The organism is Micromonospora sp. NPDC048909, from assembly GCF_040649635.1.
Classification (GTDB): Bacteria; Actinomycetota; Actinomycetes; order Mycobacteriales; family Micromonosporaceae; genus Micromonospora.
Genome location: NZ_JBEZFU010000005.1, coordinates 294,841 through 315,549, shown reverse-complemented (window position 1 = coordinate 315,549; position 20,709 = coordinate 294,841). Strand labels below are relative to the sequence as shown.

The 20,709-nt window shown below is 71.4% G+C and carries 17 protein-coding genes and 1 riboswitch; of the genes, 8 read left to right on the top strand and 9 right to left on the bottom strand.

Features of this window, described 5'->3' with window-relative positions; translation table 11 throughout:
* Window positions 1-46: 46 nt before the first annotated feature.
* Complete coding sequence (locus AB0C04_RS16435; RefSeq protein WP_357054562.1) at window positions 47-634, bottom strand: TetR/AcrR family transcriptional regulator; 588 nt, start codon at window positions 632-634, stop codon at window positions 47-49.
* A gap of 156 nt (window positions 635-790) precedes the next feature.
* Between AB0C04_RS16435 and AB0C04_RS16430 the strand changes: the two genes are divergently transcribed.
* Window positions 791-1,810 (top strand): aldo/keto reductase, encoded by a 1,020-nt coding sequence (locus AB0C04_RS16430; RefSeq protein ID WP_357054560.1) that lies wholly within the window; start codon window positions 791-793, stop codon window positions 1,808-1,810.
* A gap of 128 nt (window positions 1,811-1,938) precedes the next feature.
* Entirely contained in the window at window positions 1,939-3,498 is a 1,560-nt protein-coding gene (locus AB0C04_RS16425; protein ID WP_357054557.1) for an acetolactate synthase large subunit, read from the top strand.
* A 151-nt stretch (window positions 3,499-3,649) separates the two neighbouring features.
* On the opposite strand, the gene AB0C04_RS16420 is transcribed toward AB0C04_RS16425, so the two are convergent.
* The 5 genes from AB0C04_RS16420 to AB0C04_RS16400 form a co-directional block, all read right to left on the bottom strand.
* Entirely contained in the window at window positions 3,650-5,932 is a 2,283-nt protein-coding gene (locus tag AB0C04_RS16420) for a penicillin acylase family protein (RefSeq protein WP_357054554.1), read from the bottom strand.
* Between the two features lie 278 nt (window positions 5,933-6,210).
* Window positions 6,211-6,819 (bottom strand): response regulator transcription factor, encoded by a 609-nt coding sequence (locus tag AB0C04_RS16415; RefSeq protein ID WP_357054551.1) that lies wholly within the window; start codon window positions 6,817-6,819, stop codon window positions 6,211-6,213.
* On the bottom strand, window positions 6,819-7,961 hold the full coding sequence (locus AB0C04_RS16410; protein WP_357054548.1) for a sensor histidine kinase: 1,143 nt from the start codon (window positions 7,959-7,961) through the stop codon (window positions 6,819-6,821). The genes AB0C04_RS16415 and AB0C04_RS16410 overlap by 1 nt, the downstream gene beginning before the upstream one ends.
* Window positions 7,962-7,975: 14 nt before the next feature.
* On the bottom strand, window positions 7,976-8,413 hold the full coding sequence (locus AB0C04_RS16405; RefSeq protein ID WP_357054545.1) for a DUF6069 family protein: 438 nt from the start codon (window positions 8,411-8,413) through the stop codon (window positions 7,976-7,978).
* 685 nt (window positions 8,414-9,098) lie between these two features.
* Window positions 9,099-9,440: a metalloregulator ArsR/SmtB family transcription factor gene (locus AB0C04_RS16400; protein ID WP_357055281.1), complete on the bottom strand. Its 342-nt coding sequence runs from the start codon at window positions 9,438-9,440 to the stop codon at window positions 9,099-9,101.
* Window positions 9,441-9,675: 235 nt separating this feature from the next.
* Here AB0C04_RS16400 and AB0C04_RS16395 point away from each other — a divergent pair, with 235 nt between their 5' ends.
* The 4 genes from AB0C04_RS16395 to AB0C04_RS16380 all read left to right on the top strand — a co-directional run bounded on the left by AB0C04_RS16395 (window position 9,676) and on the right by AB0C04_RS16380 (window position 11,822).
* Complete coding sequence (locus tag AB0C04_RS16395) at window positions 9,676-10,230, top strand: hypothetical protein (protein WP_357054542.1); 555 nt, start codon at window positions 9,676-9,678, stop codon at window positions 10,228-10,230.
* Window positions 10,231-10,297: 67 nt separating this feature from the next.
* The gene (locus AB0C04_RS16390) at window positions 10,298-10,873 is read left to right on the top strand and encodes an NADAR family protein (RefSeq protein WP_357054539.1); all 576 of its coding nucleotides are present in this window, start codon (window positions 10,298-10,300) and stop codon (window positions 10,871-10,873) included.
* A complete protein-coding gene (locus AB0C04_RS16385; RefSeq protein ID WP_357054536.1) occupies window positions 10,866-11,360 on the top strand; it encodes a hypothetical protein in 495 nt (164 codons plus the stop codon). Before AB0C04_RS16390 ends, AB0C04_RS16385 begins: the two co-directional genes overlap by 8 nt.
* Window positions 11,361-11,498: 138 nt before the next feature.
* Window positions 11,499-11,822 carry a plasmid stabilization protein gene (locus AB0C04_RS16380; protein WP_357054533.1) on the top strand — a complete coding sequence of 108 codons (324 nt, stop codon included), beginning with the start codon at window positions 11,499-11,501 and terminating at the stop codon, window positions 11,820-11,822.
* A 57-nt stretch (window positions 11,823-11,879) separates the two neighbouring features.
* On the opposite strand, the gene AB0C04_RS16375 is transcribed toward AB0C04_RS16380, so the two are convergent.
* Complete coding sequence (locus tag AB0C04_RS16375; protein ID WP_357054530.1) at window positions 11,880-15,110, bottom strand: S8 family serine peptidase; 3,231 nt, start codon at window positions 15,108-15,110, stop codon at window positions 11,880-11,882.
* Between the two features lie 182 nt (window positions 15,111-15,292).
* Here AB0C04_RS16375 and AB0C04_RS16370 point away from each other — a divergent pair, with 182 nt between their 5' ends.
* Together AB0C04_RS16370 and AB0C04_RS16365 are read left to right on the top strand one after the other, a co-directional pair.
* A complete protein-coding gene (locus tag AB0C04_RS16370) occupies window positions 15,293-15,793 on the top strand; it encodes a SigE family RNA polymerase sigma factor (RefSeq protein WP_357054527.1) in 501 nt (166 codons plus the stop codon).
* Complete coding sequence (locus AB0C04_RS16365) at window positions 15,786-16,520, top strand: hypothetical protein (protein ID WP_357054524.1); 735 nt, start codon at window positions 15,786-15,788, stop codon at window positions 16,518-16,520. Before AB0C04_RS16370 ends, AB0C04_RS16365 begins: the two co-directional genes overlap by 8 nt.
* An 80-nt stretch (window positions 16,521-16,600) precedes the next feature.
* Here the strand turns inward: AB0C04_RS16365 and AB0C04_RS16360 are convergent, their stop codons facing one another.
* Entirely contained in the window at window positions 16,601-17,620 is a 1,020-nt protein-coding gene (locus AB0C04_RS16360) for a ribonucleotide-diphosphate reductase subunit beta (protein ID WP_357054521.1), read from the bottom strand.
* Between the two features lie 37 nt (window positions 17,621-17,657).
* Window positions 17,658-19,979 carry a ribonucleoside-diphosphate reductase subunit alpha gene (locus AB0C04_RS16355; protein WP_357055278.1) on the bottom strand — a complete coding sequence of 774 codons (2,322 nt, stop codon included), beginning with the start codon at window positions 19,977-19,979 and terminating at the stop codon, window positions 17,658-17,660.
* Between the two features lie 202 nt (window positions 19,980-20,181).
* Window positions 20,182-20,418: riboswitch (cobalamin riboswitch) on the bottom strand.
* Window positions 20,419-20,709 lie beyond the last annotated feature (291 nt).

The window sequence follows — 20,709 nt, the reverse complement described above, 5'->3', positions numbered from 1 at the left end:
AGGTGGTGTGGGGCAGCGGACGAGGGCGCGGCCGGTCGGGCTGCGGCTACAGGGGTCGTAGCAGTCCTGCGACGAGCAGTTCGACCAGGTGCCGTGGGTCGTAGCGGGGGTCGTTGTCGGCGCCGATGCAGAGGTTTCCGACGCCGCGCATGAGTTCGTAGGCGGCGATGCCGGGGCGGGTCTCGCCGGCCTCGGCGGCGGCGTCGAGCAGTTGCGTGCAGACGGGCACGAGGCGGTCGAGGAAGTAGGCGTGCAGGGTGTCGAAGCCGGCGTCGTCGGACCGCAGCACGCCGGCGAGCCCGCGCTTGGTGACCAGGAAGTCGACGAAGAGATCGATCCATCGGGCCAGGGCGGCGTACGGGGTCGGGCTGCTCGCCAGCAGGGCCGGGCCGGCCTCGGCGCAGGCCTCGACCTGGTGCCGGTAGACGGCGATGATCAGATCGGCCCGGGTGGGGAAGTGTCGGTAGATGGTGCCGGTACCGACGCCCGCTTTGGCCGCGATGTCCCGTACCGGCGCTTCCACGCCGGCGGTGACGAAGACCGCGGCGGCCGCGTCGAGCAGGGTCTTCTCGTTGCGTACCGCGTCTGCCCTCCTGCGCTGAGGTGCGCGTTCGGAACCCCCGTCGTCGGTCACCGCTCTGTTCCCTCCGCCACTCGGCTTGGCAAACGGAACACTGTTCCGTATCGTTAACGGAGCAATGTTCCGTTTGGCTCATGATGCCAGACCAGGGGGCCGGCGACCAAGCCACGTGTCACCACCACCCCTCAGCGACAGGGAAGGGAACACCTCATGCAGTACCGCACCTTGGGTCGCACCGGCGTGCAGGTCAGTTCGCTCGTGCTCGGCGCGATGAACTTCGGCGCCATCGGACGCACCACCCAGGACGAGGCCACCGCCATCGTCGACGCGGCCCTGGCGGGCGGCATCAACCTCATCGACACCGCCGACATGTACAGCCAGGGCGAGTCGGAGGAGATGGTCGGCAGGGCCATCGCCGGGCGCCGCGACGACATCGTGCTGGCCACGAAGGCGAGCATGCCGATGGGCGACAAGCTTAACCACCAGGGCAGCTCACGCCGCTGGCTGGTCACCGAGTTGGACAACAGCCTGCGCCGCCTCGGTGTCGACCACGTCGATCTCTACCAGATCCACCGGTGGGACCCGCGTACCAGCGACGAGGAGACGCTGTCGGCGCTGACCGACCTCCAGCGCGCCGGGAAGATCCGATACTTCGGCTCCTCGACCTTCCCCGCCTACCGCATCGTCCAGGCCCAGTGGGCCGCCCGGGACAACCACCTGAGCCGCTACGTCACCGAACAACCCAGCTACTCGATCCTGCAGCGCGGCATCGAGGCCCACGTCCTGCCCGTGACGGAGCAGTACGGTCTCGGTGTGCTGGCCTGGAGCCCGCTGGCCTCGGGCTGGCTTTCGGGCGCGATCCGTGCGGGCCGGGACGTCACCACCAACCGCTCGACATTCATGCCGCAGCGCTTCGACACCGCCATCCCCGCCAACCGGGCCCGGCTCGACGCGGTCGAGCAGTTGGCCAAGGTGGCCGACGAGGCCGGCCTGACGATGATCCAGCTCGCCCTGGGCTTCGTCACCGCCCACCCCGCGGTGACCAGCGCGATCATCGGCCCCCGCACCCTGGATCACCTGCACGCACAGCTCGCCGCCGCGGACACCGTGCTCTCCGCCGACGTGCTCGACGCGATCGACGCGATCGTCGCTCCCGGCACCGACCTCGCCGCACACGAGAAGTTCGACACTCCGCCCGCCCTGCTCGACCCGGCACTGCGGCGCCGCTGATCGCTCGCGCCCGAAGCCCCGCGCCTTCGACCGGCGCCGGTCCGCTGACCGGCGCCGGTCGAATGCGCCTTTTGGCAGTATTTGCCCCCCTATGCTGGCGGCCAGTGGTCCGAACGAAGGGCGATGCCGTGAACGGGGCTGAAGCACTGCTGCGGACGTTGGCGGACGGCGGGGTGGAGGTCCTCTTCACCAATCCCGGCACCACCGAGCTGCACCTGGTCGGGGCGCTGGACTCGGTGCCGCGGCTGCGGGGGGTGCTCGCCCTCTTCGAGGGCGTGGTCACCGGCGCCGCCGACGGGTACGCCCGCATCGCCGGAAAACCCGCCGCGACCCTGCTGCACCTCGGTCCGGGGTTCGCGTACGGCCTGACCAACCTGCACAACAGCCGGCGCGCGAACTCGCCGGTGGTGAGCATCGTCGGCGACAATCCGACCTACCACAATGTGTTCGACTCGCCGCTGACCTCCGACATCGCCGCCCTCGGCGGCTGGCTGCGCGGTCCCGTGCGCCGTCCCGAGAACGCCGCCGGCGCCGGGACCGACGCCGCCGCGACGCTGGCCGACGCCGTCGCGCCACCCGGGCAGATCGCGACCGTGATCATGCCGGCGGACGTCGCGTGGGCCGACGGCGGAGTGGTCGGCACACCGGTGGCCCCCAGGCCGACGCCGGCGGTCGCCCAGGAGGTGATCGCCCAGGTAGCGCAGGTCATCCGCGGTGGCGAGGCGACCGCGCTGGTCATCGGAGGGCCGGCGCTCCGCGAGGCGGGCCTGTGCGCGGCGAGCCGCATTGCCACCGCCACCGGCGTCCGGGTGTTCCAGGAGCTCTATTCCAACCGGGTCGAGCACGGGGCGGGCCTGCCCACGTTCCCCCGGCTGGGTTTCTACCCGGAGCAGGTGCTGGAACAGTTGGCCGGGGTACGCCACGTGATCGTCGCGGGCGCCAAGGTCCCCGTCGCGTTCTTCGCCTACCCCGACCAGCCGAGCTGTCTCGTCCCGGAGGGCGCCGAGGCGCACGTCCTCGCCGAGGTCGGCCAGGATGCCGTCGCCGCGCTCGGCCAGCTCGCCGACCTGGTGGCCCCCGGCGCGGCGCCCGACGTCGCCGAGCCGCGGCGACCGGCGCTGCCCAGTGGCCCCCTCACCCTGCAGAACTGGGTCGACGTCGTCGCGGCGCTGCTCCCCGAACGGGCGATCGTCATCGACGAGACGGTCAGCTCCGGGACCGCGTTGGCGGCCGCCACCGCGGGCGCACCCCGGCACGACGTGCTCATGCAGACCGGCGGTGCGATGGGTGACGGCCTGCCCCTGGCCGTCGGCGCCGCCGTCGCCGCGCCCGACCGGCCGGTGGTGGCACTCGAGGCCGACGGATGTGCCATGTACACGGTCACCGCACTCTGGACCCAGGCACGCGAGCAGTTGAACATCACCACGGTTATCCTCGACAACCACGCGTACGCCGTCCTGCGCCAGGAGTGGGCGCACTTCAGCCGCCGGCCCAGCGCCGGTGGCCCGGACACCAATCCGCTGTTCGACCTGGCCGATCCGGCGGTCGACTTCGTCCGGCTGGCGGAGTCGTTCGGCGTGTCCGCCACCCGCGCCACGACCGCCGAAGAGCTCGCGGAGCAGTTCAGCGCGGCCCTCGCCGAACCGGGCCCGCATCTCATCCAGGCCGTGATCCCACCCGCCGCCTGATCTCCCGTTGCGACGACGGTTGTTGACGCACGGCCGGGGCGGGGCCCGCGACCGTCGACGCCGAGGCGGCACGACCGGCTGGCCGGCCTGACCCGCCTCGACGTCGACGCAACGTCCTACCACTGGTCGCCGACGGGCTCCCGGTCGGCGACTAGCTGCCGTCCCCCGCCGGGGCCTGCCGGGGAACGGACACGCCAGGCCGGTAGCTCCGCTCGACGTGGCCCTTCAGATCCTCGGGATAGAAGTAGACGGGCCGGAGCTCGCCGCTCGCGTACCGTTCGGCCTGGTCGTTGAAGTGCGGCGAGCCCGGATGCCCACTCGCGCCACCCGCCGTCACCGCCCAGGCGCGCAGCCTGGGCCCGAATTCCACCACCGCCACGAAGCTGTTGCCGCTGGTGCCGTAGTAGCGCTTCGTACCCGGGTAGCGCCTCGCTCCGAACGAGGCGAGCGAACCCCACTGCGCGGAGGTGAAGGGCACCGGAAGGCTGGGCTTGGCGTCGTCGAAGGTCTGCGTGATCGCGCCGTCGTTGCGCTGGAAGCGGTTGATCTCGCCCCAGGGCACCTGCCAGCTGCCGAAGTCCTGGGTCAGCCGGTCCGCCGCTGCTTCGAGCGCGGTGAGTCGCTGCGCATCGGTGGCACGCTCGGCCAGGTAGTCCCACATCGACATGCCGGCGTCTCGCGCCGTCTGGGCCAGGGGCGCCCAGAGCGCCTCGCCCCAGAACACCGCCAGGGACGTCGCGGTCGACTCCGCGCTCCAGCGGAAGTCCCAACCGCGCAGGAGCTCGATCGGCTCGGCGAGCGCCGCCTTCTGCTGGTCGCCCTCGGGCAGCTTGTCCCACGCCGCGACCAGCCCCGGCACGAGCCGGGCGAAGGCGGTGAGGTAGGTGTCGAAGGCGGCTTCGATCAGCGTCTGCGGGGTGAAGTCGCGCCGCGCCGTCAGCACCCGGATGGCCTGCGGTCCGCGCGGGTTCTCGCCGGCCTGGTCGAAGTAGCGGGGGTAGTCGGCGGCCTTGGGGCTGTACGGCCCGGCCGCGGTCCACGGCCAGTTGTTCGTGTTGAAGGCCCAACCGGTCTTCGGGTTCACCGCCTGCGGAAGGCTCCGAAGGGTGTGCAGCCCGCGCCAGTCGGTCGCCGGGTCGCTGCCGTCGACGGGCTTGCGATAGTCGAAGCGATCATTCCGGACGGGCATGAACTGCGGCATCAGGAAGGCGATCTCGCCCTTGGAATCCGCGAAGAGGGTGTTGTTGGAGCTGTTGGCCTTGAGGCCCGCTACCTGGAGGTAGTCCGCGTAGTCCCGGGTCTTGGTGCGCAGGAAGCTCTGCTGCAGCGCCTCGAGGGGCTTGTTCATCAACGCGAACGCGATCCACTTGCCGTCGGCCTCGCGCACGATCGGGCCGTGGTGGGTGGCGAAGGTGGTGAAGCTGCGCCGCGCCCGTGCGCCGTCCGCGGTGCGATAGGACAGGGTGATCGTCTTCGTCGACACCGGCCGCAGTCCGGTGCCGTAGCGGTAGTAGCGGCGACCCCCGGCCCCGGTCACGACGGTCTCGGCGAACTCGTCGACGTTGTCGACGCCGCTCGACGTGTGCATCCAGCCCGTGTGCGCGTTGAAGCCCTGGTAGATGAAGAACTGCCCCCAGGTTGCCGCGCCATAGGCGTTCAGCCCTTCGCGGCTGGTGACGTGCTGCTCCGAGCGGAAGAAGAAGCTGGTGTGCGGGTTGATCAGCAGCAGCGCGTGGCCGTCCCGGGTGTGACTCGGCGCGATCGCCATGCCGTTCGAGCCCTTGGGCTCGCGGAACAGCAGACCGCGCTCCTCGTCGGTCATCTCCACCGGACGCTCGGTGTAGAAGGCTTCGAGCTGGGTGAGCGGCACCCGCTCGATGTCGCCGCCGATGCTGCCCTCGGAGAAGCTCAGCGGCATCCACGGCTCGAACCGGGTGATCACGCGGGGCCGCACCTCCGGGTGGGTCGCCAGGTAGTAGTTCAACCCGTCGGCCCAGGCCTGCATCAGCTTGCGCAACCAGGCCGGGCACTTCGCGTAGTCGCGCTTCAGCACCTCGGGGTCGACGAACAGCCGCTGGCGCAGGTCCTGCCAGATCGCGGTCTCACCCTCGGCCTCGGCGAGGCGGCCGAGGCTGACCAGATAGTTGCGTTCGATCCGGTTGAAGTCGTCCTCGGCCTGGGCGTACATCATGCCGAACACCGCGTCGGCGTCGGTCTTGCCCACCACGTGCGGGATCCCCCAGTCATCGCGGGTGATCGTCACGTGCGCCGCCTGCCGACGCCAGCGGGCGAGGTCGGGGGCGTGCTGCGCGGGCGCGGCGGACGCGCCGCCGGCCGGCAGTCCCGCCGCCACGGCCGCGGCTCCAGCGGCCAGGCCGGCCGCACCGCCCAGGATGCGGCGCCGGCTCAGCCCTTCGTTCTGCGGGTGGTTCATGGCTTGGTCCACCTTCTCGGGAGTTCAACCGATCGTGCGCGGTCAGCGGGATCGGTGGGGTGGTGGGGCGCGCCCGCGGAGTGCCCGGTAGCGGTCCGGAGCGGATGGTGTGGACGCGGGCTCACCGCCCTGAAGGAGAGGTCCGTCATGGGCAGCTCCTCGGATGCTCGATTCGAGGAGCGTATGTTGTATACGTTGCGGGGAGCAAGACCTCGATCGATGCCACCATCGGGCAGGCCGTTCGCGGCACAGCCGCGTCGCCGCGCACCGCTGCTCGTTCAGAGCCAGCCGCGGTCGCGGGCGAGGCTCAACGCCTCGCCGCGGTTGCGGGTCCCGGTCTTGCCGATGGCCGCCGAGAGGTAGTTCCGCACTGTGCTCGGCGACAGGTGCAGCCGGCCGGCGATGTCAGCGATCGTCGCCCCGCCGGTGGACGCGCTCAACACCTCCCGTTCCCGTTCGCTGAGCGGGTTCGGACTGGCACTCAGCGCCTGCGCGGCCAGCAGCGGGTTCACCACGATCTCGCCGGCGAGGACCCGGCGGATCGAGGCGGCGAGCTCCTCGACCGGGTCGTCCTTCACCAGGAACCCCTTCGCGCCGGCCTCCATGGCGCGCCGCAGGTAGCCGGGACGGCCGAACGTCGTCACCACGATGACCGCGCAGCCCGGCAGCGCCCGCGCCACGTCGCCGACGAGATCCAGGCCGCTGCGGCCGGGCAATTCGATGTCGAGCAGCACCACGTCCGGACGGGTGTCCCGGGCGGCAGCCAGCACCTCGTCACCGCGCCCGACGCTCGCCACCACCGTCAGGTCCTCCTCGAGGTCGAGCAGGGTGGCGATGGCCGAGCGCAACATCGCCTGGTCCTCCGCGATGAGGATCGTCGTGGGCATCAGCGTCGCCCCGACCGTGCCTGTGCGGGTACGGAGGCCGCCAGGCGGAACCCGGACGGCGTCGCGGTCGCGGTGAGCTCGCCGCCCAGGTCCTCGACGCGTTCCCGCAGGCCGCGTAGGCCACTCCCGTCGGTTGCCGCGCGGCCACGCCCGTCGTCGACGACCTCCACGCTCGCGTGCTCCCCGTCGGACGTCACCGTGATGTGGCAGCTGGTGGCCCCGGCGTGCCGCAGCACGTTCGTGGCGCCTTCGCGGACGACCCAGCCGAGCAACGAGTCGACCTGGGCGTCGAGTTCGACCACCGGCGGCGTGACGGCGACCCGGATGTCGGCGGCCGACAGCGCCGTGCTGGCGTTGGCGAGCTCCTCGCGCAGGCGCACCGAGCGGTAGCCGGTCACGGCCTCGCGCACCTCCGTGAGGGCCTGCCGGCCGATGGTCTCGATGTTCCGCGCGTGCTCGGTGGCCGCCTCGGGATCCCGCCCGAGGAGGCGCCTGATCGCTTCGGCCTTGATCACCACCACCGACAGGGTGTGCCCGAGCAGGTCGTGCAGGTCCCGGGAGAACCGTAGCCGCTCCTCGGAGACGGCGACCCGCGCCAGCTGCTCCCGGGTGCGGGTGAGCTCGCCGACGACGCCCACGAGGTACTGCACCAGGTACGTCCCCACTCCGGCGAAGAACGTCGAGAAGCCCAGGAAGAGGGCCACGTCGAGGGAGCCGCTCTCCAGCCCGGCGGCGACGGCGCCGCTGATCGTCAGCGAGGCGATCATGCCCAGCGCCCCCCGCTGCCGCACGGCGACGGCCGCGGCGATCGCGAGCAGCGGGAAGACGAACTCCCGGTCGGTGCGCCACACCACGAGGTACGCGGTGCACAGGACGGTGAGGACCAGCAGGGCGACCTCCGGGGTGCGTCTGCCGCGCAGGCCCGCCCGGAACGGCAGCCGCACCGTGAGGGCGTAGACCGCGCCGAGGAGTAGCAGGTGGGCCGTCCGGAGGACCTGCCTGTCGGCCAGCGAATCGACGACCGGCGCGAGCAGGAGCACCGGCGCCCAGATGAGCGCGAACCACGGGCCGGGATGGCGTGCGACCCACGCGAAGGCCGGCTCGATCCGGACGCAGTCAAGGGTCTCGTCGTGCGTCCTCATCGACGCGTCCACACTCAACGGGACCGCATCCGACCGGTCGGGGTCGGCGCGAGGCCGAAGATGAGCACTGTTCCCACGGCGATGTGCATGGCCGACAGGCTCGCGAGCACCGCGCCCGAGGCGCCGGAGGAGGCCGGCCCGAGCAGGGACAACGCCAAGACCACCCAGGCGGTGATCCGCCAGGCACGCAGGCCGTTGCGGAACGATCGAGCAAGGAACGCCAACAGCCCCCACGCCGCGCCGCCCACCAGCAGCGGCACGACGGCGACCGCCGCCGGGCCGACCGTCTGCGCCGTGGGGCCGGACCCTACCGTCAGGTCCAGCCCGGCGACCGGCACAGTGATCGCCCAGACCGCTAGCGCGACGGCGGACGCGGCGACCAGCGTCACCCCGCCGCGCAGGCTCCGGCCGTGTTCTGCCGCGTGATCGGCGATTCTCGTTGTCTGTGTCATGGCCCTTCGCCTCTTCCTGTCCGACCGGTGCTCCACCGCTTGATCCGCAGAGCTGGTCCGGGTCACTGTCTCTGCCTGCCGATCCCGCTTCTTGCGTCCCCGACGCTACGGCGGCGGCCGGGGTACGCGGCAGGCTGAGATGTCACCTGATCCGTAGGACGAATGTCCCTGCACCCGCGGCGGAGCGGCCCGCGCAACCGTCGGTCGTCCGGCCCGGGGCCATCGCTGGTCTGGCGGAAACGCGCCGCGGGGACCGTCAGTCGCCAGGGTGTGTCGATGGCTCCGGCGATCCGGTACGTGCGCTGGAGTGACGCCGGTGGTTCCCGCCCCGGCGATGGGTGTGGCCCAGCGTCGAGCGCCGCCGGGCGTGCGGACGGCCGTGCGGCTGCGGCCCAGTTGTGGACCTGGCTCGACAGGCGGGGGAGCGAGGTTGGTCAGCGGGTGGGTAGGGCGTCGTGAACCGCTGGCGCGCTGAGGCCCCGCTGCCGAAGGTCGGGGCGGGGTAGGTGGAAACAGTCGGCGGTGCGGCCACCGCTGGACGGCGGGCGGGTCGGCCGACGTGGGTGACACCGGGCACGCGAAAAGCGCTCGCCGGCACGCGGACAGGACGCCGCGAGGCGAGCGGTGCTGGCGACCGGATCCACCGTGCCGACCCGCTACGGCGGCGCGGTCCTCGAGGTGCCGCTCAGCGGGTCTTCTTCGTCGCTCGTTTGCGGGGCGGCGTCAAGAGATCGGCTATCGCCGCGATCGCGTCCGGCACCAGGCGGTAGTACGCCCAGACGCCGCGCTTCTCGCGCTCGAGCAGGCCGGCTTCGGTGAGGATCCGAAGGTGATGGCTCACGGTCGGCTGGGAGAGATTCAGCGGCGCGGTGAGGTCGGTCACGGACGCTTCGCCCTCCGGAGCGGCCTGGATCAGGCTGAGCAGCCGCAGCCGGGCCGGATCGGCGAATGCCTTCAGCACCCCCGCGAGCCGCTCGGCATCGGCGCGCTTGATCGGCTCGCCGGCCAGCGGCGAAATAGCAGGCATGGCAGTTTTCGCAGTTCCCACGCCTACCATCGTTCCACCAGAACCATCGATAGGCCGGTGGAACCGGAAGCATCACACCGATGGCGATGGCGAGGACGCTGTCAGGGACGTCCGGGAGGCCGGGGCGGCGAGGTCACCGACAACCCCGGTAGTCCGTCGAGGTCGCGTTCCGGGAGCCCGGGAGGGGCGCTGCCCCGCTGGTGGGGACGGCCAGTGGCGCGGTTACCCTGCGGCGGTGGTGGTCGGTGAGGACGGGGAACGGTTGGCGGAGTCGCTGGCTGACCGACTCGACGCGGTCACCTTCACCGACCTGACCACCGACCAGGTGACCGCCCGGCTGATCGACGCCGTAGTCGAGTGGGCGGGAGAGCAGGGCTGGCGGGTCTACCGGCGGGCACCCAGCGTGCTGCCGCTGCCGCCGCCGATGTCCGCACAGCAGTCGGTGCTCGACGTGGCCTGTGCCCGCCCGGACGGGCCGCCGGTCGTCGTCGAAATCGATCACAGTACGCGCCGCCGCACCTGGGAGAAGCTGCTCGCCGAAGCAGACGCGGGGCGGATCGCGTTCTGGGTGCGCTGGGGTGCCGGCCGGTTGACCGCGCCGCCGACGCCGATCCGGATGGTGACCTGCGAGGTGAGCAGGCGGTCGGACCCGACCGGCCGGGGTTGGGTGCACAGTCGCTCGCCTCGCGCCGACAAGCTGCCGCCGGCGCACTCCGACGTGCCGGTCGGGCCGGTGGCCGCCGTCGAGTTGCCGCTGCCACCGCCCGAGTCGTCCGACGCGGGGAGCTAAGCCCCGACGCCGGCGTCAGCGGTATTGGCGATGCGTCTCGGGCCGGCGGTGCGGCAGACTGGCCCGCATGGTCGCGTCCGTGCGCAGCGTCGCCGAACTGACCGACGCGATGCGTGCCGGCTCCAGGGTGAAGTTTTTGTTCTTCTGGGGCCACCAGCCGCAGCGCGACGGCGGCATCGGGGCTGGTTGCCTGAGCCAGTGGTGGCCGGCGCCGTTCAGCGTCGACGGGCTAGAGTTCGCGACCGCCGAGCATTACATGATGTGGCGCAAAGCCATCTTGTTCGGCGACGAGGCGACAGCCGCCAGGATCCTGACGGTGGTGCACCCGCACGCGGCGAAGACGCTCGGCCGGCAGATCACGGGTTTCGACGAGCAGGTGTGGGAGCAGCACCGCTACGACATCGTGATGGCGGGCAACCTGGCGAAGTTCGGCCAGCACCGGGAGCTACGCGGGTATCTGTTCGACACCGGGGAGCGGGTGCTCGTGGAGGCCAGCCCGCTCGACCGGGTGTGGGGCATCGGTCTGGCCGTCGGCCACCCGGACGCCGTCGATCCCGCACGGTGGCGCGGGTTGAACCTGCTCGGCTTCGCGCTCATGCAGACCCACGCGATACTGCGCGCACAGGCAGCCACCGGTGGGTAAGTCGCCCGACCTCGTCGCCGTCGAATACGCCCTGGGCAGCGCCGATGTCGAGCGGGTGCCGTGGTGCGCGGCGGACTGGCTCGCGGACGGGCACGACGGGCCGACGCTGCGGGAGCTGGCCGGTCTCGACGGCACAAACCCGCCGCTGATCGGCGAGTTGCTGCCCGCAGCGCTCGCCGAGGTCGGCGTACCCATTCCCAGCGCGGCCGAGGCCTCCGACGCGTGGTTTGCCGCGCTGGCGCAACGACTGCTCGACGGTGCGGTCGATGAGCGGACCGTCAGCGAGCAGACGTCGGCGTTCGTGTCGTGGCAGCTGGACCTGGAGGAGGTCTGGCGCAGCCCGTTCATCGACCTGCACCTGCTGGCCGACGAGTGGGACCAGGGCTGGGGGCGCGGCAATCAGGAGTTCGCGGCGACGGTGCGTCGGCTGTGCCGTGATCACCTTCTCCGTCCTCCGACTGCGCCGAGGCTCGACCCCGCCGGCTGACGCCGTTCGAGCGACGTGTTTTACGGCTGGATACGTGGGGCATCTTTTCGCTGGTCGCGTCAGCGCTGACGACCTGGCCGATGGTGCCGTTGGACGGGTCGCCGGTTCCGTCCCTTCGAGTCACCCGGGAGGCAACCGATGCCAGCAGGGTCCAGCCCCAAGCGAGAGCGGCAGTACGAGCACATCAAGGCGAGCGCGAAGAAACGCGGCGCCTCCACCGACCGGGCCGAGGAGATCGCCGCCCGGACCGTCAACAAGGAGCGGGCCCGCTCGGGCGAGTCCCGTACCGCGAGCCGCTCCTCGGTCAATGACGTCTCGTCCGGGCATCGCGGTGGCAAGCGCTCACACAGCGGGGCGCAGGGACGTACCAAGGAGCAGCTCTACAACGAGGCGAAGAAGCGCGGCATCAAGGGCCGCTCATCCATGTCCAAGGCAGAACTGGAGAAGGCCCTGTCCCGCTGACCACAGCGCCGGACGGTCCGGGGCGGCGTTCGGCCGCCACCCCGGACGTCGCAGTGGTCAGGCGATCCGGTACGCCCGCTGGATCGTCTGGGTCACCGTGTTGCCGGCGGTGTCGGAGGCGGTCAGACGCAGTGACACGAAGCCGGGCCGCCGTGGGTGGACGATGACGGCGACACCCCGGAAGACCGGCAGGGTGACCCACGTCCTGCCGTCGTCGAACGACGCCGCGACGCCGAGCGTCCGGCTCGGCGCGGCTGTCGAACCGGCCTGCCGGTCCAGCATTACCGGGATCTTCATGATCGTGCCCGCCCGCGCCGCGTTGGTGTCGTCGAGCGCGGGCGTCGGCCGGGCCGTCGTCAGGGGCAACGGCTCCGGTGTCGACGTGTGCGCCGAGATGAAGGCCCAGGCCACCGAGACCGACGTCGACAGGGCGTCCGGAGCGCCGCGGGTGACGGTCGCCTCCAGCCGGTACGCGGCCTTGGCGGCGGGCACCGAGAACTCCGCGTACGAGCCGTCGGCGGTGCCGATCTCCGTGCCGTTGCGCGACAACCGGTAGTGGACCTGCAGGTCGTCGCGGCTGGCGGGGCGGCCGTTCGCGTCGCCGAACAGGGGCGGCGACGCGATCGAGATGGTGTCGCCGTCGCGGCCGACGTACGCCGTCGGCGACCAGGCCGGCGCCCGGCCCACGGTGGGTCCGAAGGGCGCGACGTTCCAGGTCCGGGTGTAGGTGCGACCCGGCTGGTAGGTGTCCTCCTGCGTGGTGAGATTGTCGCCCTCGACGAAGGTCGACGTCCAGACGATGCCGCCGTCGGTGTTGTAGTACTCGGTGGCGCGGAACGGCAGGTCGAACGACGTGCTCGTGCCGATCGGGCCCGGGCCGCCGGGGGAGGCCGCGCGATGGGAGCGGACGGCGGTCGCGGTGCTGGACTGGCTCCGGTAGGTCGTCTTGACGGTGGCGAGGTTCTTCGGTGACAGCTTCCTGGTCAGCCCCGTGAACATGTCGCCCCGACGGACGTACGCGAGGTCGTACGTGTAGGGGCTGTTCCGGAACGTCCCGTCCCGGCCGGGGCGGGCGAGGCCGATGCCCAGCGTCACGGTGAACTCGGGGGCCGCGACGGCCGGCCCGATCCGCCCGAAGAAGACGTCCGCGAACGATGCCCCGCTGAGCTGCACGCCGGGGTAGCGCAAGCCGTCGTCCCAGTTCGCACTCAGATTGATCGAGACCGGTGCGGCGTCCCGCTGGGGCACGGTCAGCGAGACCGGCCGCGCCGTGCGGGCGTCGAGCGCCTCGGTGAGCGGGCCGCGCACGTCCAGGACCGGCTGCGCGAGCAGGGTCGACACGGTGCCCTCGTGGATGGTGCCGTACAACGCGTACCGGCCCTTGGGCAGCCGGAGCGTGCCGCCGCCCGGCACCCCGGAGAGGGTGCTGAACTCGCCGGTGGCCAGGTTCGCCGCCACGGTCTCGTACGCCGTGGCCGGCCGGCCGTCGCGCCCGGTGTGGTCGAGCCGGACGTCATAGCTCTCGATCTCACGGTTGAGCGCGAACGGTGTCCGTACCCGCAGGTCCCCGGCGCCGGTCGCGGTCAGCGCGCCCTGGTAGAGGCCGTCGGGGGCGTCGACGCGGGTGTCCACGGTGATCGTCGCCTCGGCCCGGCCACCGGCCGGCACCAGCAGGGTGGCCGGGCTGACGGTGATCATGCCGGCCGGCGCCGGGGCGACGGCCAGGGACAGGGTGACCGGCGCGGTGCCGGTGTTGCGGTAGCCGACGACCTGGGAGACCGGGGTGTCATCGGCGTGCGGCCACCGCTGGACCGGGAAGTCGACCGCGGCGACGTCGGCGGCGATCGGCTGGGCGACCGCGCGGGCGACGTCCACCCGGCCCGCGCCCTGCTCGTAGAGGCTGTCGTCACCGGCCGGCTTTGCCGAGTCCATCAGCGCGGCCTTGAGCTGAGGGCCGGACCAGTCCGGGTGCTGCCCGGCGAGGATGGCGGCCGAACCCGCCACGTGCGGAGTCGCCATCGACGTGCCCGACATGGAGGCGTAGCCGCCGCCGGGGGCGCCCGCCACGATGTCGACGCCGGGCGCGCTGATCTCGGGCTTGATGTGGTTGTCGCCGATCCGGGGGCCCCGGGCGGAGAAGTACGCCCGCTGGTCGTCGGCGTCGACGGCGGCGACGGCGAGGGCGTCGTCCGCGGAGGCCGGCGACATGACCGACTTCGGCTTGCCCTCGTTGCCGGCGGCGACCACGAAGAGCGTGCCGTACCGGTGACTCAGGTCCTGGATCGCGGTCTCCAACGGGTCGAGAGCCGGCGTGTCCGTGCCGCCGAGGCTCACATTGACCACCTTGGCCTGCGGCGCGGCCCACTGCAGGCCGGCGATGATGTCCGAGTCCTGGCAGTCGTTGGTGGCGCAGACCTTGCCGACGACCAGCTTCGCGCCCGGTGCCACGCCGCGGTACCTGCCGGCGGAGGCGGCGCCGCTGCCCACGATGGTCGACGCCACGTGGGTGCCGTGGCCGACCGCGTCGCCCGGGTCGTCGCCGCCGGTGAAGTCGCGGATCGCCGCGAGCTGCCCCGCGAAGTCGGGGTGGCTGGCGTCGATCCCGGTGTCCAGCACGCCGACCGTGACGCCGGTGCCGTCGAAGCCGGCCTGCCAGGCCGCCGGAGCGCCGATCTGCGGCACGCTGCGCTCCAGGGAGACCTTGCGCTTGCCGTCCAGCCAGATCTGGGTGATCCCCGCGGCGAGGGTGCGCTCCGACGTGGTGCCCCGGGTGAGGGACGCCCAGAGCGCCGCCCGGTCGCGCAGGCCGGCCCGGACGGCCAGCGCGTTGGCGGCGGGCAGGTCCGCCCGCACGCGCGCGGCGCCCCCGACGGCGGCGGACCGCGCCTGGGCTGCCTTGTTGTCCGGGTACGCGACCAGCAACGGCAGCTCGGCCGTCCGGTCGTCGTAGCCGAACTCGCCGAGCGTGGTGAGGTCGAAGAGCCGCCGGTCGAGCCGCCCGTCGTGCAGCAGCGGCACCGCGTCGACCGGGACCACGTACTGATGGCCGCCTTCCCGGCTGCTCACGAACCGCATGCCCGCCCGACCAGGTGCCCGCTGGATCTCCGGGTGGCCGTCCGCGTCCAGCGACACCCTGTCCCCGGTGATCAGCGTGAAGCCGCGCGGCCCGGAGACCGTCGCCGCCTCCGGCCTCTCCTGCGCCTGTGCCGGGGGAGCCGTCAGCCCGGCCGCAACCAGCGTGGTCGCGAGCACTCCGGCCGTCAGGGCGCGTCGTTGCCGTCGTCGCACATCGTCCTCTCCGCCACGGGCCTCTCCCGGGACGGCACGATGACGCCTGGCACGGTCGGTGGGTTGATCATTCACGGTGTGACGGTGGCCACAATCCTGACCCGCGCCGGCAGGACCAGGCACCCCGCCCGAGTGTCATTCCGCGGTGACCACGGGACGAGGCTTCGGGAGACACAGGTCAGATGCGTGACGCCGAGGAGTTCGACGCCTTCTACGCGGCCTGCGCCGGGCGGGTCGTCGGTCACGTCCACGCGCTGACCGGCAACCGCAGCGAGGCGGAGGACGCCGTCGCCGAGGCGTTCATGCGGGCCTGGCAGCGCTGGCACAGCGTGCGGGAGGCGGACAGCCCGGAAGCGTGGGTCCGCCGGGTCGCCTCCCGGATCGCCGTGAGCAGCTGGCGCAAGACCTTCAACCGGGTCCGCGCACACCGCCGGGCCGCCGTCGAGCAGAGCGTGCCCGGGCTCAACGAGGACCACGTCGCTCTCCTGCAGGCACTGCAGCGGCTCAGCGCCAACCAGCGCCGCGCCGTGGTGCTGCACCACCTGAACGACCTCAGCGTCGCCGAGGTGGCAGCCGAGATGCAGGCGCCGGTCGGGACCGTCAAGACCCACCTCGCCCGCGGTCGCAGCGCGATGGCCCGGATGCTGGGCGAGGCACACCAGGAGGGGACCACTCATGGCTGACCCGGATGACGACCTCAAGGCCATCGCCGACCTGGTCCGGCACGCCACGAGGCTCCCTCCGGCGCAGACCGTGCGGCGCCGCAGCGACGAGCGCCGCCGGCGGCGGGTGTCCGTCGCCGGCGCGGGGCTGGCCGTGCTGCTGGTGACCGGGGGCGTCACCCTGGCCCAGGCGCGGGACCGCTTCGAGACGCCGGAGCGGGAGGTGGCCCCGGCCGTCGAGGCTTCGCCGTCGGTCGTCCCGTCCGCGACCGCCTCGGCGGGGCCGCAGGAGATCCTCGACGGCCGGCGGCAGGTCCGGATCGTGGTGCCGGGCCTGAGCGGGGCCCCGCTGGCGATCGGTCGGGACGACGACCGGGTGCGGGCCAGCACCGAGCCGGGGGTCGACGACCGGGCATTGTGGATCCTGCGCCCCGAGGACGGCGGGTTCCGGATCGTCCTGGCCACGCCGCACGTCGCCGGTCAGCTCTGCATGACGGTCGTGCACGACACCGCGCCGGGAAGTGTCCGTGGCCGGGTGTGCGACCGGAGCGTGCAGGCGCAGCTCTTCAAGATCGATCAGGTGGCCGACGGCAGCTACTCGATCTTCCAGGGAAAGCGTTACGTCCAGGTGGTCGACGGCACCAACGCCCTGGTCCCGGACCTGCCCGAGGGCCTGACGACCACGTACGAGTTCGAGGACGGCGGTCCCGCCGACGCGGCAGGTGGGACGAGCAGCCCCATCCGCTGAACGCCTACCGGTCAGCCCCGGCGCGAGGCCGAGCGGGCGGTGCTGGTGGGTGAGCCGGGCGGCCCACCCACCAGCGCCGGTCAGAAGTCGTCGTCGAAGCTGACCGTGCCGGTCACGCCGACCTGGTACGCCGACACCCGCCGCTCGAAGAAGTTGGACAGTTCCTGCACGTCCTGCAGCTCCATGAAGGCGAACGGGTTCTTCGTCCCGAAGATCGGGGCGATGTCGAGCTGCGCGAGCCGCCGGTCGGCCACGTGCTGGAGGTATTCCCGCATGTCGGGCAGGGAGAGCCCGGAGACGCCCTGTTCGAGAAGGTCCTCGGCGAACTGGACCTCGCACTCGACCGCCTCGGCGAGCATCTCGCGTACCTGCTGACGCAGCTCGTCGTCGAACAGGTCGGGCTCCTGCTGGCGTACCGTGTCGACGACGTCGAACGCGAACGCCATGTGCATCGACTCGTCGCGGAACACCCAGTTGGTGCCGGAGGCGAGCCCGTGCAGGAGACCGCGGGAGCGCAGGAAGTAGACGTACGCGAACGCGCCGTAGAAGAACAGCCCCTCGATGCAGGCGGCGAAGCAGATCAGGTTGAGCAGGAACGCCCGCCGGTCCTCGCGGGTCCTCAGCTCCCGAAGTTCGAAGATCGAGTCGATCCAGCGGAAGCAGAACTCGGCCTTGCGACGGATCGAGGGGATGTTCTCGATCGCGTCGAACGCGGCGAAGCGTTCCTGCTCGTCCGGCACGTAGGTGTCGAGCAGGTTCAGATAGAACTGGACGTGCACGGCCTCCTCGAAGAGCTGGCGGGACAGGTAGAGCCGTCCCTCCGGGGAGTTGACGTGCTGGTAGAGGTTGAGCACCAGGTTGTTGGCGACGATGGTGTCGCCGGTGGCGAAGAACGCCACGAGACGGCTGACCAGGTGCCGCTCGGCGGGCGAGAGCCGGTCCAGGTCGGCGAGGTCGGAGTGCAGATCCACCTCCTCCACCGTCCAGGTGTTCTTGATCGCGTCCCGGAACCGGTCGAAGAAGTGCGGGTAGCGCATCGGCCGCAGGGTCAGGTCCATCCCCGGGTCGAGCAACATGGCGGTCTTCGCGGTGCTGGTCATCCGAATGCCTTACTTTCGTTGCGGCTGGCGGAGCGGGTCACTGGCAGGCGTCGCACGATTCGGGGTTCTCCAGGGAACAGGCGAGGGCTTCCTCGTCGGTGACCACCACCGGGCGACTGATCGCGACGGTGGCCTGCTGGATCCGGGTGGCCGGCCGGGAACGCAGGTAGTACGTGGTCTTCAGCCCGGACTTCCACGCGTACAGGTACATCGAGGAGAGCTTGCCGATGCTCGGCGCGCTCATGAACAGGTTTAGCGACTGGCTCTGGTCGATGAAGGGGGAACGGGCGGCGGCAAGGTCGATCAGGGCCCGCTGCGGCAGCTCCCACGCGGTGCGGAACAGCTCGCGTACCTCGGCCGGTAGCGCCTCGATGCCCTGGACCGACCCCTCCGCCCGCCTGATCTCGGTCCGGATCTCGTCGGTCCACATGCCGAGGTCCTTCAGTTGCCGGACCAGCGCGGTGTTGATCTGCAGGAACTCGCCGGAGAGCGTCTCCCGCTTGAACAGGTTGGACACCTGCGGCTCGATGCACTCGTAGCAGCCGGCGATGGAGGCGATGGTGGCGGTCGGGGCGATCGCGACCAGCAGCGAGTTACGCAGCCCGTGCGTCGCGACGCGTTCCTTCACGGCGGCCCAGCGCTCGGCCTGCGTCGGGGTGACGCCCCACAGGTCGGGCTGGAGCTGGCCCCGGGCGGCCCGGGTCTGCTGGTACGCCGGATGCGCACCGAACTGTTCGGCCAGGCCGGCGGAGGTCTCCAGGGCGGTCAGGTAGATCTCCTCCGAGATCCGGGTGGAGAGTTCCTTCGCCGCTTCGGAGTCGAACGGCAACCGGAGTGCGAAGAACGCGTCCTGCAGGCCCATCAGGCCTAGCCCGACCGGCCGCCAGCGCGGGTTGCTCGCCGCGGCCTCGACGCTCGGGTAGTAGTTGATGTCGATCACCCGGTCGAGGAAGACCACCGCGGTCCGTACGGTCTCGCGCAGCCGCGCCCAGTCGATGTCGTCGCCGGCCAGGTGGGCCGCGAGGTTCACCGAACCGAGGTTGCAGACCGCGGTCTCGCCGTCGCTGGAGACCTCGACGATCTCGGTGCAGAGGTTGGACAGGTGCACCACGTTGCCCGGCTCGGCGGTCTGGTTGCACAACCGGTTCGACGGGTCCTTGAACGTCATCCACCCGTTGCCGGTCTGGGCCAGCGTGCGCATCATCCGCCCGTACAGGTCCCGGGCCTTGACCTGGCGCACGAAACGGCCGGCGGCCTCGGCGGACCGGTACGCGGTGTCGAACTCGTCGCCCCACAGGTCCGACAGTTCGGGCACCTCAGCCGGGTCGAACAGCGACCACATCCCGTCGGCCTCGACCCGCCGCATGAACTCGTCCGGGATCCAGTTCGCCAGGTTCAGGTTGTGCGTACGCCGGGCGTCCTCACCGGTGTTGTCGCGCAGTTCGAGGAACTCCTCGACATCCGGGTGCCACGGCTCCAGGTAGACACAGGCCGCCCCCTTTCGCCGGCCGCCCTGGTTGACCGCGGCCACGCTCGCGTCCAGAGTGCGCAGCCACGGCACGATGCCGTTGGAGAGACCGTTCGTGCCCCGGATCAGCGCACCCCGGGAACGCACCCGCGACCAGGCGATCCCGATCCCGCCGGCGAACTTCGACAGCTTCGCCACCTGCGCGTACCGGTCGTAGATCGAGTCGAGTTCGTCGCGGGGCGAGTCGACCAGGAAACAGGACGACATCTGCGTGTGCGCGGTGCCGGAGTTGAACAGCGTCGGGGAACTCGGCAGGTACGCCAGCGACGACATCAGCCGGTAGAAGCCGATCGCCTCGGCAGGGGTGCGCGACAGCCCGCAGGCGACCCGCAGCAGCCAGTACTGCGGCGTCTCCACCACCAACCGGCTGGTGGGGTGCCGCAGCAGGTAGCGGTCGTGGACCGTACGCAGCCCGAAGTACTCGAACCGCAGGTCGGCCGCGGGGTCGATCGCGTCGTCGAGCTTGCGGGCGTTGAGCGACACGAACTGGGCCGTCTGGTCACCGATCAGCCCGTGCTCGTGACCGAGCTGGATCGCCTGGCTGAACGAGGCGATGCCCTGCCCCCGTACCTCCTTGTCGACGTAGCCGGCCAGCAGCCGGGCCGCGAGCCGGGAGTACTGGGGTTCCTCGCCGATCATCTCGGCCGCGGTCTGGATCGACAGCCGGTCCAGCTCGGCCGTCGTCGCCCCGTCGTAGAGACCACTGATCGTCCGCGTGGCCACCCGCAACGGGTCGACGTCGGTCAGGTCGTCCGCCCACCGCTCCACGGCTCGGACGATCTTGTTCACGTCGACCGGTTCGAGCGCGCCATTGCGCTTGCGCACCTGCATCGGGGTACGCCGCTGCCCCGGCACGGCCAGCTCGTGATCCGCCGCCGGATCGCCCGCCACCAACTGTGTGACCGTCACCTGTCGCTCCTCGTGCTCGCATCCGACGAGGTCCGGAGCACGCGCAGGCAGGCGGAGACGCACGCGAGGGCGCACGTCGCAGCCGTCGACCGTCCCGCGCGGCCTCGGACCGCCGCGCACGGTTGACCGGCGCGGCGCGACTGGCAGGTCTTCGGACTCGCGGGCAGGGCCGCGAAGAGAAATCGCGACCTCCTACTGACCGTCGCTTCCCGGGCGGTCGGCTGATGCCGGTTGTCGCCCAGTGCTGTGTGACGGCGTTCGTTCCCACTCACCGCTGCGGGGCAGTCCCGGACTCACACCGGGTTCCCTCTTGCCTCAGCCAGGTTGGATGCCCGGCCGAACCAGTTGCGTCACGGACTATATATGGGGGAGGTGGGAAGCGCGCACACCAGATGTCGTGCCGGCGTGTTGCTGAGGAGACAGTCTGGGTGAGCGGGAGAGACGCTCCTGCGGGCGTCGCCACCGACGACGTGAGGCATGGTGTCGACGCGCCACGGCGTGACACTGCTATGAAGGTGCGGGCCGCCACCGCCGGGGGGAGAGGTGGTGCCCCACCCGCGCTTTGTAGGTTCCCTACAAAGCGCGCTGTGAGTCTCCGCAACTTTCGACATGGCGCTGCCCGCCGGTAGCCGGAAGGGTGAACCCTGTCGGC